The organism is Gilliamella sp. B3482 (assembly GCF_026536805.1).
Lineage (GTDB): Bacteria > Pseudomonadota > Gammaproteobacteria > Enterobacterales > Orbaceae > Gilliamella > Gilliamella apicola_E.
This window is the reverse complement of record NZ_JAFNNL010000001.1, coordinates 461,487-477,497: the sequence shown is the minus strand read 5'-3', so window position 1 is coordinate 477,497 and position 16,011 is coordinate 461,487. Positions and strand designations below refer to the sequence as shown.

12 protein-coding genes are annotated in these 16,011 nt (G+C 32.7%); all 12 read left to right on the top strand.

What is annotated here, in order from left to right; translation table 11 throughout:
- Positions 1-66: 66 nt before the first annotated feature.
- The 12 genes from manD to J3U18_RS02160 all read left to right on the top strand — a co-directional run bounded on the left by manD (position 67) and on the right by J3U18_RS02160 (position 15,926).
- Positions 67-1,281 carry a D-mannonate dehydratase ManD gene (gene manD, locus J3U18_RS02215; RefSeq protein WP_220225100.1) on the top strand — a complete coding sequence of 405 codons (1,215 nt, stop codon included), beginning with the start codon at positions 67-69 and terminating at the stop codon, positions 1,279-1,281.
- Positions 1,282-1,296: 15 nt separating this feature from the next.
- Positions 1,297-2,313, top strand: a complete 1,017-nt coding sequence (locus J3U18_RS02210) for a Zn-dependent oxidoreductase (protein WP_267352799.1) — start codon at positions 1,297-1,299, stop codon at positions 2,311-2,313.
- A gap of 57 nt (positions 2,314-2,370) precedes the next feature.
- Positions 2,371-3,723, top strand: a complete 1,353-nt coding sequence (locus J3U18_RS02205) for an MFS transporter (protein ID WP_065562286.1) — start codon at positions 2,371-2,373, stop codon at positions 3,721-3,723.
- A 12-nt stretch (positions 3,724-3,735) separates the two neighbouring features.
- Positions 3,736-5,217, top strand: coding sequence for a mannitol dehydrogenase family protein (locus J3U18_RS02200; RefSeq protein WP_065562285.1), 1,482 nt, complete (start codon positions 3,736-3,738; stop codon positions 5,215-5,217).
- A gap of 132 nt (positions 5,218-5,349) precedes the next feature.
- The gene (locus tag J3U18_RS02195) at positions 5,350-6,033 is read left to right on the top strand and encodes a GntR family transcriptional regulator (RefSeq protein WP_065562284.1); all 684 of its coding nucleotides are present in this window, start codon (positions 5,350-5,352) and stop codon (positions 6,031-6,033) included.
- A gap of 321 nt (positions 6,034-6,354) precedes the next feature.
- On the top strand, positions 6,355-8,049 hold the full coding sequence (locus tag J3U18_RS02190) for a ShlB/FhaC/HecB family hemolysin secretion/activation protein (protein ID WP_267352798.1): 1,695 nt from the start codon (positions 6,355-6,357) through the stop codon (positions 8,047-8,049).
- Positions 8,050-8,786: 737 nt separating this feature from the next.
- The gene (locus J3U18_RS02185; protein WP_267352797.1) at positions 8,787-11,954 is read left to right on the top strand and encodes a filamentous hemagglutinin N-terminal domain-containing protein; all 3,168 of its coding nucleotides are present in this window, start codon (positions 8,787-8,789) and stop codon (positions 11,952-11,954) included.
- Positions 11,955-12,272: 318 nt separating this feature from the next.
- Complete coding sequence (yccX, locus tag J3U18_RS02180; RefSeq protein ID WP_267352796.1) at positions 12,273-12,551, top strand: acylphosphatase; 279 nt, start codon at positions 12,273-12,275, stop codon at positions 12,549-12,551.
- Positions 12,552-12,652: 101 nt separating this feature from the next.
- Positions 12,653-13,219: an LPS export ABC transporter periplasmic protein LptC gene (gene lptC / locus J3U18_RS02175; protein ID WP_065562282.1), complete on the top strand. Its 567-nt coding sequence runs from the start codon at positions 12,653-12,655 to the stop codon at positions 13,217-13,219.
- Between the two features lie 3 nt (positions 13,220-13,222).
- Positions 13,223-13,777 (top strand): lipopolysaccharide transport periplasmic protein LptA, encoded by a 555-nt coding sequence (gene lptA, locus J3U18_RS02170; RefSeq protein ID WP_267352795.1) that lies wholly within the window; start codon positions 13,223-13,225, stop codon positions 13,775-13,777.
- Position 13,778: 1 nt separating this feature from the next.
- Entirely contained in the window at positions 13,779-14,504 is a 726-nt protein-coding gene (lptB, locus tag J3U18_RS02165; RefSeq protein ID WP_065562280.1) for an LPS export ABC transporter ATP-binding protein, read from the top strand.
- 6 nt (positions 14,505-14,510) lie between these two features.
- Positions 14,511-15,926 (top strand): RNA polymerase factor sigma-54, encoded by a 1,416-nt coding sequence (locus J3U18_RS02160; protein WP_416380374.1) that lies wholly within the window; start codon positions 14,511-14,513, stop codon positions 15,924-15,926.
- Positions 15,927-16,011: the final 85 nt, after the last annotated feature.

The following is a 16,011-nucleotide window of genomic DNA, read 5'->3' as shown; positions in this document are numbered from 1 at the left end:
ATCTACTTGTATGGTAGTATTTAATAAATTAATTTGTTGCTACAGAAATTATTTATGAGGTATTCAATGAAAATTGTAAAAGCAGAAGTTTTTGTTTGTAGTCCAGGAAGGAATTTTGTCACACTAAAAATAACGACAGATGACGGCGTATATGGAGTAGGTGATGCAACGCTCAATGGACGTGAACTTTCCGTCGCATCATATCTTAAAGATCATCTTTGCCCACAATTAATAGGGCGAGATGCCAGTCAAATAGAAGATATTTTCCAATATTTCTATAAAGGTGCCTATTGGCGTCGTGGACCTGTGACAATGTCAGCGATATCAGCCATAGATATGGCGTTATGGGATATCAAAGGTAAAGTTGCCAATATGCCACTTTATCAATTATTAGGTGGAGCTTCTCGTACCGGTGTAATGGTGTATTGCCACACCACAGGTAAAGATATTGAAGAAGCCTTAGATGATTATGCTAAACATAAAGAAATGGGCTTTAAGGCCATTCGAGTACAGTGTGGCATACCAGGAATGAAAACCACTTACGGTCAAAGTAAAGGTAAAAACTTAGCTTACGAACCAGCAACACGAGGTAACTATCCAGAAGAACAGTTTTGGGCAACAGACAAATATCTTGATTTCACACCAAAATTATTTGAGGCAGTGAGAAATAAATTTGGTTTTAACGAACATTTATTGCATGACATGCACCATCGTTTAACACCAATTGAAGCAGCTCGATTTGGTAAAAGTGTTGAAGACTATCGCCTATTTTGGATGGAAGACCCAACACCAGCTGAAAATCAAGAATGTTTCCGATTAATTCGCCAACACACTGTAACACCAATTGCTGTAGGTGAAGTATTTAACAGTATTTGGGACTGTAAACAGTTAATTGAAGAACAGCTTATTGACTATATCCGAACCACAATAACCCATGCAGGTGGTATAACACATATGCGTCGAATAGCTGATTTTGCGTCGCTTTATCAAGTTAGAACAGGCTCTCATGGACCATCAGATTTATCACCAATCTGTCATGCAGCTGCACTTCATTTTGATATGTGGGTACCTAACTTTGGTGTTCAAGAATTTATGGGTTACTCAGAGCAAATGCTAGAAGTCTTCTCACCAAACTGGACTTTTACTGATGGTTATATGCACCCAAGTGACAAACCAGGTTTAGGTATCGATTTTGATGAAAAACTAGCAGCAAAATATCCATACAACCCCGCTTATTTGCCAATTGCTCGTTTAGAAGATGGCACGTTGTGGAATTGGTAAGTTGAGGTAGCTTATATGAAAAGTATCGTTGTAAAAAAACCTAATGAACTAGAAATCGAGGAACGTGAAGTTCCTCAACCAGCTAAAGGTGAAGTAAGAGTCAAAGTTAAACTAGCTGGCATCTGTGGTTCAGATAGTCATATTTATCGAGGACACAATCCATTTGCAAAATACCCAAGAGTCATAGGACATGAATTTTTTGGCGTTATTGATGAGGTAGGTGAAGGAGTAGATCGATCAAGAATTGGTGAACGTGTTTCTGTTGATCCCGTCATTAGCTGTGGTTGTTGTTACCCTTGTTCAGTTGGGCGTCCCAATGTTTGTACATCTTTGACTGTTTTAGGCGTTCATCGTGATGGTGGATTTAGTCAATATACAACAGTGCCAAGCAAAAATGCCTATGCGATTCCTGATGACATTAGTGATAAATTTGCCGTAATGATTGAACCGTTCACTATTGCAGCGAATGCGACTAGTCATTTGAAACCAGCTGAAAATGATGTTGCCTTAATTTATGGTGCAGGTCCAATGGGACTAACATCAGTTCAAGCGCTAAAAGGTGTTTATAAAGTTAAACAAGTTATTGTTGTCGATCGCATTGATGAACGTTTGGCTATGGCACAAACGAGTGGTGCAGATAAAGTTATCAATAATACTAATCTATCACTGAAAAATGAATTAGAAAAATTTAATATTAAACCGACAATTATAATTGACGCTGCATGTCATCCTTCGATTTTGCCAGAAGCAATTTCTATTGCCTCCCCTGCAGCAAGGATCCTAATCATGGGCTTTTCAAGTGATCCTTGTGTAATTACTCAACAAGGGATAACCAGTAAAGAGTTATCTATTTTTTCTTCTCGATTAAATGCGAATAAGTTTCCAGTTGTTATCGATTGGTTAAAGAAAAAATTAATCGACCCCAAAAAGTTAATCACACATCAATTTGATTATACCCAAGTAATTCAAGCGATTGAAACTTTTGAAAAAGATCAGAAACATTGCTGCAAAGTTTTATTGACCTTTAATTAGCACTAAAAAAGTCTTGTGAAAAACCTTTTTAGATAAAATATTAAAAGAGAGAACAGTATGAATAATATAGGAAATAAGTGTGAGAGGGATACTTCGGATTTAGTTAAAGCTGCAGTATCAGGTTGGTTAGGAACAGCTTTAGAATTTATGGATTTTCAATTATATTCTTTAGGTGCTGCTTTAGTTTTTCATGAAATTTTCTTTCCAGAACAATCTGCTATTATGGCGTTGATTTTAGCAATGGGCACTTATGGTGCTGGTTATGTTGCACGAATCATTGGTGCCTTCGTTTTTGGTCGCATGGGGGATGCTATCGGTCGTAAAAAAGTTCTATTCATTACTATTACCATGATGGGGGTATGTACTACGTTAATTGGTGTACTACCAACTTATGCTCAAGTAGGTATTTTAGCGCCATTGATGTTGGTTATTTTACGTATAATTCAAGGATTAGGTGCTGGTGCTGAAATTTCTGGTGCAGGAACAATGCTCGCTGAATATGCACCGAAAGGGAAAAGAGGAGTAATTTCTTCATTAGTTGCAATGGGAACTAACTGTGGGACATTAAGTGCAACAGCAATATGGGCATTTATGTTCTTTTTATTAGATAAAGATCAATTAGTTGCATGGGGTTGGCGCATTCCATTTATAGCAAGTGTTATTGTTATGATTTTTGCAATTTGGTTAAGAATGAATTTAAAAGAAAGCCCTGTATTTGATGAGGTTAATGATACTAATACGCTAAAAAATGATAATGATGTTACAAAACATATCTCATTACTTGAAATGTTTAAAAGTAAATCATTTTGGTTAGCTACAGGATTACGTTTTGGTCAAGCAGGAAATTCTGGGCTAATCCAAACTTTCTTAGCGGGATATTTAGTGCAAGCATTATTATTTAATAAAAGTATTCCAACTGATGCAATTATGTTTAGTTCAATTGTCGGCTTCTTGACTATTCCTTTCTTAGGTTGGTTATCAGATAAGATTGGTCGAAAAATTCCTTATATAATACTAACATTGTCTGCAATTATACTAGCATATCCAATGTTATCTATCATTGTAGATATAAATCATTCTGTAAATACTATTACATTATGTCTTATTCTCATTCATAATATTGCAGTTTTAGGTTTATTTGCCCTAGAAAACATCACCATGGCCGAAATGTTCGGTGCTCGCAATCGATTTACCCAAATGGCAATATCTAAAGAAGCAGGCGGTTTAATTGCTGTAGGATTCGGCCCAATTCTGGCTGGAATTTTCTGTAAAATGGTAAATGATTGGTGGCCAATTGTGGCTATGATTATTGTTTACTCATGTATTGGTCTTATCTCGGCTATTTTTATGCCTGAGGTAAAAGATCGTGATTTAGCTGACTTACATGATGCGGCAGATAGTAAAAATTAAACGGAAGAAATAATGAGATTATCGAATCAAACTTTATCACAACTACCTAAAGAGGTAGTTGTTCCAACTTATGATAGAAGCAAAATTAAAACCAAAATTGTTCATCTTGGTTTTGGGGCATTTCATCGTGCTCATCAAGCTATTTATGCAGATATATTGGCTGCGCAATATGATAGCGATTGGGGATACTGTGAAGTTAACTTGATTGGTGGTGAAGCACAAATTCAAGATTTAAAACAACAAGATTGCTTATTTAGTGTGTGTGAAATGTCTTATGATAATTGGAATACTCGTGTTGTAGGTATTGCAAAAGAAGCATTACATGCAGATGTTGATGGAATTCAGAAAGTCTTAGATGTGATGACTCGTCCAGAAATTGCAATTGTGTCAATCACTGTAACCGAAAAAGGTTATTGCTATCTACCATCAACATCATCAATTGATACTAATAATCCATTAATTATTCATGATGTAACTAATCCACATACACCTAAATCTGTTCCAGGTGTCATTGTGGAAGCTTTACGTTTACGTAAAGAGCAAGGATTAAAACCTTTTACAGTTATGTCTTGTGACAATATGCCTGAAAATGGACATGTTACTCGTAATGTTGTTTTAGCCTTAGCTAAGCAGCGCGATGAAAGTTTAGCGCAATGGATTGAGGATAATGTTACTTTCCCATCAACAATGGTTGATCGAATTGTACCTGCGGCAACACCAGAAACGATGGCTAAAATAAAAAAACAACTTGGTGGTATTGATGATCCGGCAGGTATCGCTGGTGAACCATTTAGACAATGGGTGATTGAAGATAATTTTGTGGCTGGTCGTCCAGAGTGGCAAAAAGCAGGGGCAGAATTAGTTAATGATGTATTGCCTTATGAAGAGATGAAATTACGCATGTTAAATGGTAGTCATTCATTTTTTGCTTATTTAGGTTATTTAGCTGGCTATATGCATATTGATGAATGTATGCAAGATCCTAATTATGTTAAAGCAGCTAGGCATTTAATGTTAAATGAGCAAGCAACTACATTACAGGTAAAAAATGTTGATTTGTCAGCTTATTCTGATTCATTACTAGATCGATATCGCAACACCGGTTTAAAACATCGTACATGGCAAATCGCAATGGATGGAACATTAAAGCTTCCTCAACGTATGCTTGATTCTGTTAGATATCATTTGGCTAATGGTACACCATTTGATTGTTTAGCTTTAGGTATTGCAGCTTGGATGCGTTATGTTAGTGGCGTGGATGATAGTGGTAACGTTATTGAAGTTTGCGATCCAGCAGCCGAAAAATTAAAAGAGTTGGTTTTAAATAGTTCTGATAATCAAGATCGAGTTAATGCACTGTTATCTTTAAAACATGTTTTTGGAGAGGATCTACCCCAAAATCCATTGTTTATTGAACAGGTAACTAAAGCTTATCTTTCTTTAAGAGACATAGGAGCAAAAGAGACCGTTAAACAAATAACTCAAAATTTTTAATTCCACTAATTAATAAGCAAAGTGCAATCATCTTTAGATGATTGCACTTTTATTATTAAATAAAAAACTTTTCTTATATTCAAAAATCCCCTATATTCTCTTTTCTTGTAATTTGTTTTTTGAAAGTAATATATGTTCAAATCTGAAGTGTTAACTATCTCAGAACCTGTTAATCAACAAATATATCGCCAATTAAGAAAGGCAATTATCACTTGCCAAGTACTACCTGGTGTTTTATTGTCTGAAAAAGATATTTCTGGTCAGTTTAATGTATCACGCCAACCAGTTCGTGAAGCTTTCATTAAACTAGCAGAAGCTGGATTGGTCCAAATTCTTCCACAACGTGGGACTTTTGTGACGAAAATATCAGTTAAAAAAGTAATTGATGGTCAATTTATTCGCGATGCTGTTGAGTGTGCGATTATAAAACGTGTTGCACAAGAAATTAGTGACTTAGATCTTTTATTACTCAAAAAAAATCTGAAAGAACAAATTGAAGCTAACAAGCGTAAAGATATTGGTTATTTTCTAGAAAAAGATGATGAGTTTCATCAAATTTTAATGAATGTTATTGATTGTCCAATGGCTTGGGAAACCGTCGAAAATATCAAAGCGATGATGGATAGAGTTAGATACCTTACTTTAGAAGATATTTCTCCACCAGAAGACCTAGTTAAACAGCATGAAAAAATTGTTATTGCACTAGAAAAGCATAATCCAGAAATGGCTGCACTTGCACTACATGAGCATTTAGCAACTATATTAAAAACGATAAAAATAGTATCACAACAGCATAATGAATGGTTTGTTGATTAATTTTTTATATTTCAAAGGTAATAATTTCATTATCATTTTTTCTTAAATAAAGATAAATGAAATTTAGTTTTTTTCATGGTGCGCTGATTTAAGAAATATTCATCAATGTTTTTATATATCTAAATATCGCCGATTACCTCAAAAAAAGATGAGTTATTAACCTTTTTTATTTAACTTCTCTTATTGATGAATTGATGTTTTTAAACTTTATTTTTTTATGTATCATTAATTTTTGATTGATTCTTTTTATAGACTAAATCATGTAATCGTTTTAACATATGACAGCACAAAAGCATAAATATTATAATTTTGGTAAAGAAAATGATGAATGTCAGGAAGTTATCAGTTATTGTAGTAGGCTTTATTCTTTCTGGTTATGTTGGGGCGGATTCTCAAGTAACCATTCAAAATCAAAAGGTTAGTGACAAACAGCTAATTTATCAACAGGAACGGCAAAAAGCAGCGGAAGAAGCGCTATCCCCCAAAACGCCTGATGTTAATTTATTATCCCCATTAAAGAAAATTAATAATATTGATTTTCCAGAAGAAAAATTATGTTTCCCTATTTCCCATGTTAAGTTATTAGAAAAGGAAACTTTACCATTTTATGTTCCATTAAGTCCTTTAACAAAGCAAGCCGAAGGGCGATGTTTAGGTAGTCAGGGTCTAAATTTATTGATGACCGAATTGCAAAACCAACTTATTAATTATGGTTTTATTACTACTCGTGTAGTTGCTCCACAACAAGATTTATCACAGGGTACTTTCACTCTATTAATCTTAAAGGGTTCCGTAAAAAGTATACACTATTCAGAAGGTAGTGATACCTATGCAAATTTGTATACCAGTATTCCTTTAAGAAGTGGTGAATTACTTAATTTACGGGCACTTGAACAAGGTTTAGAGAATTTACAGAGAATTCCTACTGTAGATGCTAAAATCGAGTTAATCCCTGGTGCTAAAGAAGGGGAAACCGAAATTGTTATAAAGCGCAATCAATCAAAGTTTTGGCGGGTAGGGATGTCTGTAGATAACTCGGGCACTAAAGATACGGGTCGATATCTAGGCGGATTAACGCTCTATTTAGATAATCCTCTTGGATTTAGCGACTCATTTTATGTTTCTGGCGACCATGATCTTGAAAATAAAGACAAATATGGCAACCGAGATTATTATTTTTCTTATTCCGTTCCTTATGGATATTGGATGTTTGATGCTTTAATTTATGGCAATACTTATCACCAAAATATTCCAGGTATTGTAGATTATCAATACAAAGGTCGAAGTAAAAATTATAATTTTAAAATCAGCAGGGTATTGCACCGTAGTTCAACACAAAAAACAACATTAAGTTATGGTATTAATTTAAGACAATCTCACAACTTTATGAATGACCTTGAACTTGAAAATCAGCGCCGCAAAACAACTAATTGGAAATTAGGTTTACAACATCGTCATTATATTAACGATATGACTTTAGATGTTGATGTATGGTATCAAAAAGGAGTACGTTGGTTCGGTGCAGAAAAAGCTCGAGAAGAAGAAATAAACATAGCTAGTGCGTTGACTAATATTTTCAAGTTTGATGTTTCATTTTATGCTCCATTCACTCTAGGTAATCAGAATTTTGCTTATAGTTTTGATTATAATGGTCAAATGACAAGAGGTAATAAATTAACTCCTCCAGATCGATTTTCGATCGGAAGTCGTTGGACTGTTAGAGGATTTGATGGTGAGCAAATGTTGACGGCTGATAATGGCTGGTATCTGCGTAATGATTTGATTTGGCAAATGCCTATAAGGCAACAATTATACTTTGGCTTAGATGCTGGGCAAGTTAGTGGGCGAAATTCAGAACGGTTGAGCGGTAAACGACTTGTTGGTTCGGCACTAGGTATAAGAGGTCAACAATTTAATGTCTATTATGATGTATTTGCTGGAGTACCTTTGCACAAAACGGATAATTTTAAAACAAATCATTTAACAGTTGCCTTTTATTTAAATTGGACTTACTAGTATTTTTTGTCTTTTTTGGTCATAAACTAAGAATTAGTTAGAAAACAAATAAAAACTATGTATATAAATAATGAAAAAATCTTTTATCTTATGTTATATTGAGTATTATTATAATGTATGCAATAGCTTTTTAGGCTTTTGTCAAAAGAAACAATACTATTTATCAAGAATTAATTGAATTTTTAATTATCAAATTGTAGTAAAAAGTTTTAGTAATTTTTAATATTTATTAATGTCAGTAACGTAATACAACTAAGTAATATGGTTTTATGGTATGAGTAATATTAAAAAGGAGACTTTTTATTGATCACATTTAATTTGTCTTCAATAAATGGCGACTAAGTTTTAATTTGCCTATTTGGATGCTAAATATCCTTTCCCCTTTTTAAATAAAGTAAATAACAATTGATGCTTTAGTTTTTCTTTGAATATTTTATAGATAATTTAAATAACTCTTTCATAACAATAAATTGGATTTAATGGTAATTAGGAAAAAGGATTATATTTTATAGTTAAAGTTAAGTTTGTAGTAAAAGTAGTTCTCTAAAAATATAGTTTTATTTATTGGTTATAAAAGATAAATAAATCATATTGTTATAAGTTGTAAGTAACTAATTAATTATTTGCAATTTATTTTGTGGTAAATATTAATCGTTGTAAATAAATCGTTTTTATTGGAAATAATAACTTTTTGTTTAGACATTTGAATAACAAAATAAGATGAAAGGCGAAATACTATGAATAAAAATTTTTATCGAATTGTTTTTAATCAAGCTCGTGGATTATTTATTGTGGTGTCTGAAATTGTTAAATCACATCAAGCTATTTCGGGTAAGAGTCAAAGAAAAAAAGATACGAATGCTCAAGCGGATATTATAGGTAAGAAAAAAGCAGTTTTAAAACCTATAGTTTTTTTATCTTATGTTGTTTTAGGTATGGTAAGTGTTGTTAGTAATAGTTATGCAGGTGGTGTCGTTGTAGATCCTAATGCAGGAAAAAATCAAAGGCCAAATGTTCAAGAATTAAATAATGGTACGACACAAGTTGATATCGTATCTCCAACTAAAGGTGGTATATCACATAACAAATTTACACAATTTGATGTATCAAAAGATGGTTTGATTCTTAATAACTCACTCACAGATACAAATACCGAGTTAGCAGGAAATATTAATGGGAATAAACGATTAAAAAATAATGCAAGAGTCATTTTAAATGAAGTAAATTCTAATAATCCAAGTCAACTACTTGGTTCTATTGAAGTAGCAGGGCAAAAAGCTCAAGTGGTTATTGCTAATGCTGCGGGTATTACTTGTAATGGTTGCGGTTTTATTAATGCTGATCGTACAACATTAACTACAGGTAAGCCGATCATGGAAGATGGAGAATTAAAAGGTTACGATGTTCGACAAGGTAAAATTGAAATCCAAGGTGATGGTTTACGTAGTGGCGGTCAAAATTATACTGATTTAATTTCGCGTTCAGTTTCAATTAATGCAAAGTTATGGGCAGATAATGAAGTCAATATTGTAACAGGCAAAAATAAAGTCAGTGCTGATTTAAGTAAGGTTGAAAGACAAGGTGCGGATTCTAATTCAGATAAACCTGAATTTGCGCTTGATGTTTCCGCATTAGGTGGAATGTATGCCGGTAAAATTACTATGGTAGGTACAGAAAATGGTGTAGGTGTACGTAATCAAGGTAAAATATATACCAACGCTGGTTCTATCAATATTACTACTGATGGTAAAGTTGTTAATGAAAATATAATAGATGCTGTTGGTGATGTAAGTTTGAGAAGTAAAGGCAATGCTATCGAAAATAATGGAAAAATAAAAAGTTTAAATAAGAATATATCATTAGCTAGTTATCACGAAATCAAAAATAATGGCACATTACAGGCAAGAGAAAATGTTAATTTTTCATCAGGGAGTTGGACTGGTAATAATGGCGTAATTACTGCAGGTAAAACGGTAACAGCTCAAGGTAATGAATTTAATAATGGTTTTGGGGCAACAATTGACGCTCAAGATGTCGATGTTACAAGTTATGTAACTAAAAATACTGGTGATATGAAAGTAAAAAATAGAATTGATATTAAGTCTGAACTTACCCAAAATCAAGGTAATATGTCAGCTGATAATGAAGTTCATATTGCTAGTAAAGAAATTATAAACGATTACGGTGGTTCTATTTCAGCCAAACACATACTTTTACAAGGTGATAAATTATTTAACAGAAGTAAAGCTCATGCTTCAGAAGACCTTACTGTTCACGTGTTAGATGTTACCAATTCAGGAGAACTTTCGAGCAACAAGCAAGTATCAGTAGTAAGTAATATTTTTGAAACCAATAATTCAGCTGGTCTTGTTAAGGGTGAGAATGTTCAATTTAAAGCTGATAAACTGGTTAATAAAGGCGTGATATACTCAAATAATAATTTGAATATTTTGACTCATGAATTTGGAAACCAAAAAGATATAATTGCCGGCAATCAATTAAACATAAAATCTGAATCATTAATAAATGATTGGTACGGAAATATAGTTGCAAACAATGCTGATATTAATGCAATTAAATTAATTAATTATGGAAAAATTGAGCCAATTGAAAATCTGGAATTAGAAGTCGATTACCTTGAAAATATTGGAAAATTACAGGCAAAACAAGACTTAAAAGGCTATGTATTAACACTACACAATAGAGATGGAGCTACTATAGAAGGTAGAAATATTAATTTAGAAGGTGATACTTTAGATAATAAAGGTCAAATGCGTGCAGAAAATGTATTGGATCTTGCGTTTAAAAAAATTGATAACTACGCTAAAATTTTTGCAAAAAATCAAGTTAACTTGAATACGGAATATTTAAATAATGATCATGGTTCATCAATTGAATCCGACCATATTGTTAAAATTCAAGCACATGATTTCCAAAATCGTTCACAAATAAAATCAGCTGATCTTATTGAAATTAAAGCCAAGAAAGAGTTTAACAATAGACGTTACACTACTGAAGATGGCACTAAAGTGATTGGTACACTCAATAGTGGTGATATCAAAATTAATACTGAAAGTGGTGTCAATACTGGTGAAATAATAGCGTCTAAAAAAGCTATCATTTTTGGAGATAGTTTCAAAAATGATTGGTATGGAGTAATTAAAGGTGGTGATATTACGATAAGTGGTAATAAATTCGATAATTATGGTAGTGCACGAGCAGAACATAATTTCTATATTAATTCAACTGATGTTATGAATGCTTCAAATTTGTTATCTAGAGAATACCTTACAATTAACTCTACCAATTTTACAAACAACTCAACAGGTATTTTAAGATCCGATAAGCAAATTGATTTGAGAGGTGATAATATCCTAAATAATGGTTTGATAGATACTATCAAGGCTGTTATTAATGCAAAAAACTTCAAAAATGATTGGCTTGGCGTAATTAAGGGTGCTGATATTTCCATAGCAGGTGATAAATTTGAAAATTATGGTAATGCAAATGCTCTTCATAATTTCGATATTAGTTCAACCGATGTTGAGAATCATAACAAATTATATTCAGCTAACTATCTAAGATTTGATTCAAACAATGTCAAAAATTACAGATCAGGTGAATTAAGCTCAAATTGGCAAATTGATATAAAGGGAAATCAAATACACAATGAAGGATCAATTTTAGCTAATCACGCTATTAATATTAATGGTAAAAACATCAAAAATGATGGCAAATTGAAATCAAACATACATATTAGATTATCAGGTGATAAATTTGAAAATTCAAGTCAGGGTAGTATGATTACAGAAACAATACATGGCAATATGGTTGAATTTATCAATAAAGGCTATATGCAAGGCGATTTTGTTGATAACAATCAAAATACAATAATTGAAAATTAATCATTTTAATTGAATTTCAAAAACATTACTTAAATAAAATAAGATCCTAGTTTGTTTATCCTGTTTTAAGGCAAAATAATCTAGGATCTTTTTTATGTGTTTTATGCAACCTTACTTTTACTTAATTAGTATTGATGGTTGAAAATTAAATAAACTAGAAGCCATATTATCAATTTCATTCAAAAGAAAATCAGCCTGATAGATTACTAATGTTTTAAATAATTTAATAAATTTTAACCAAAATATTAATATTAGTGTTTAATTAAAACGATAACTGATTTAGGCTAATAGGTAAACTTGAATTATTTAGGTTATATGATGATAAAACAAATTAAAATACAGGTTAGTGGAAGAGTTCAAGGTGTTGGATTTCGATTTTTTACTTATCAGCAAGCAAAAAAACTTAATTTATTAGGTTACGTCAAAAATTTAGATAATGGTAATGTTGAAATTATCGCACTTGGCGAGAGTAAACAGATAGATTCACTAGTTAATTGGCTTAATTATGGAGGACCAACTTCAGCAAAAATTTCAAATATCAAAATTATTCAAATGGTACCCCAAAATGATTTAACTTCTTTTAATGTTAGATATTAATTTACTAAAAAATAAAGTAAAATAAGGCAATTTTTGGGTGATTTGTAATAAAGGTCTACTTTTATTAGTGATTAACTTTATTTACATAATTAACGTAAACTATGAATAAAAAAAATTTAATCTGTATCCTACTCCTTATTCTGATAATTGGTATTTATTCTGTTTACCAAACAGAAGATAGTGTTTCGGTCGCACCATCAAACGCAAATTCGCCTGATACACCCATTTATCAAAGTGATGAGATGATAACCAATGTCTATGATTTATCAGGCACTATGGTATATAAAATTGCATCAAGCAAAGTAAAACATTTTGATAGCAATGAAAATACAGATTTTGATTTACCTAATGTCACGCTTTACGATCAGGAACATGCCGCGACTTGGCATATTCAAGCAAAACGTGCAACATTGACTAATGATAAATTAATCTACCTTTATCAAGATGTACAATTAACAAATTTATCACCTGATTCACAATTACAGCAAGTATTGACAGATAACGCAGTGGTCGATTTAAAAACACAACTTGTCACATCAAATGATCCTGTAAAAATAAAAGGGATTGGCTTTTTATCGACGGGGACAGGGTTAGTCGGCGATTTAAGAGAAAAGACGGCAAATATACTTGAGAATATAAAAACCTATTATAATACTGAGGCACAATAAAAAATGAGATTGAGAAAACAAGCAATTTATCCATTATTTTTTATGTTATATGTATCATTTGCTTGTTTTGCAAATGAGCATAATTTTGAAGCGTCTTCCCCTCAAAAAGATCAAAAGATGGTTGTTAATGATAAACCTATTACAATTGATGCAGATAACCAACAAATTGATATTGAAAAAAATATTATTACCTTTAGTGGTAATGTACAGATTGTTCAGGAAGGTCTTACCATTTGGGCTGATAAGGTTGTTATAACCGATATGCAAGACTCTACCAAACAAAAAATTACTGGATATGGTAACCCTGTAAGATATAAGCAAATTATGCCTAAAAATAATAAAGTTGTAACAGGTCATTCATCACAAGTTATTTATGATGTGAAAGAAAGTAATATTGTACTGCAAGGTGATGCGGAGCTTATTCAGCAAGATAACCGTATAAAAAGTCCGATCATTACTTATGATGTCAAAAAACAACGAATACTTGCGCAGCCGGGTAATTCAGGACGGGTGAAATCTACTATCATCCCAAGTCAAGTTAAAGAGATGAATAAATAAAATGTCAATTTTAAAAGCTGAAAACCTCGCAAAAGTTTATAAAAAACGACGTGTTGTTGAAGATGTAAGCCTCACCGTCAATTCTGGTGAAATTGTTGGTTTACTTGGTCCTAACGGTGCGGGTAAAACTACTACTTTTTATATGGTAGTTGGCATTGTGACTTTAAATGCAGGAAGAATCTATCTAGATGATCATGATATCAGTATTTTACCATTACATGAGCGTGCTCAAAAAGGTATTGGTTATTTACCTCAAGAAGCCTCAATATTTAGAAAATTATCTGTTATAGACAATATTATGGCTATTTTAGAAACACGCCAAGATATTGACAAAAATGAAAAATTAAATCGAGCAGAAGAGTTACTTGAAGAATTTCATATCACACATATTCGAGACAATATAGGCCAATCTTTATCAGGCGGTGAAAGACGAAGAGTTGAAATTGCTCGAGCTTTAGCTGCTAATCCAAAATTTATTTTACTTGATGAACCATTCGCTGGGGTTGATCCGATTTCTGTTATTGATATCAAAAATATCATTAAACATCTACGAGATCGTGGGTTAGGAGTATTAATTACGGATCATAATGTCCGCGAAACGCTTGATGTTTGTGAACGTGCCTATATAGTAAATAAGGGACATTTAATTGCTGAAGGTACGCCAGATAGCATATTAAATAATGAATATGTAAAACGTGTTTACTTAGGACATGAATTCAGATTATAGATTATGATGAAACAAGGGTTACAACTGAAGGTATCGCAACAGTTGTCAATGACGCCACAATTGCAACTGGCGATTCGAATGTTGCAATTGTCTACATTAGAATTACGACAAGAAATTCAAACCGCACTTGAAAACAATCCACTATTAGAGGTTGCTGATCAATACGATGAGATCAATGTTGAAGAGCATGAGCCTAGCGAAAATATTGATACTCGTGAAGCACTCGATAGTCAAGAAATCCCAGAGGATATTCCTTTAGATGCAACTTTAGATGATATCTATACTGCAGGCACACCATCAGGAACCTATTCTGATTATCGTAATGATGAGTTACCCATCTATCAAGGTGAAACACACGAAACCTTGCATGATTATTTAAATTGGCAATTAGATTTAACACCTTTTAGTGAGGTAGATCGTGCAATTGCGCTATCCATTATTGAAGCAATAGACGAAAGAGGTTACCTGACTGTTTCAACTGAAGAAATTTTAGAGGAACAAGGTAATAATGAAATTGAGCTCGACGAGGTTGAAGCTGTATTAAAGCGAATTTGGCATTTTGATCCCATCGGGGTTGGAGCAAGAACATTACAAGAATGTTTATCTATTCAAATCCAACATGTAACACCACCAGCGTTAGTAAAAGAGATCATCAATGACTATTTAGATTTATTAGCAAGTCATGATTACCGGACACTGAAAAAACGATTAAATGCTTCTGATGAGCAACTAAAAGAAGCTATTAACTTTATTCAACATTTACAGCCTTATCCGGGGGATTCTGTTAATACCATGCCACCTGATTATGTTATTCCGGACGTTGTAGTGAAAAAAATTGATGGTAAATGGATAGCAGAATTAAATAATGATACTGTTCCAACGCTACGTATTAATCAACACTATGCTGCGATGGAAAAAGTCAGCAATGAACATGACAGCCAATATATTCGCTCACATTTACAAGACGCTAATTGGTTTATAAAAAGTGTCGAGAATCGTAACGAGACGTTATTAAAAGTTAGTCAATTTATTGTTGAGCATCAACAAGGCTTTTTTGAAAATGGCGCTGAATATATGAAGCCAATGATTTTATCTGATGTTGCTGAAGCTATAGATATGCATGAATCGACTATTTCACGAGTGACAACGCAAAAATATTTACAATGCCCAACCGGTATTTTTGAGTTAAAATTCTTTTTCTCAAGTCATGTTAACACTCAATCCGGTGGGGAAGCTTCTTCCACAGCAATTCGGGCATTAATTAAAAAATATATTTCAGATGAAGATTCTAAAAAACCTCTGAGTGATAGTAAATTAGTCTCACTCCTTGAAAATCAAGGTATCATAATTGCTCGCCGTACAGTGGCCAAATATCGTGAAGCGTTATCAATACCTCCATCAAGCCATCGAAAACAACTTTAACTTAATTCTTAATATTTAGTCATCACACCTTAAGTGATAACTTAACTGATAAGCAATAAACCATTTATCTAATTGAATTTATTAA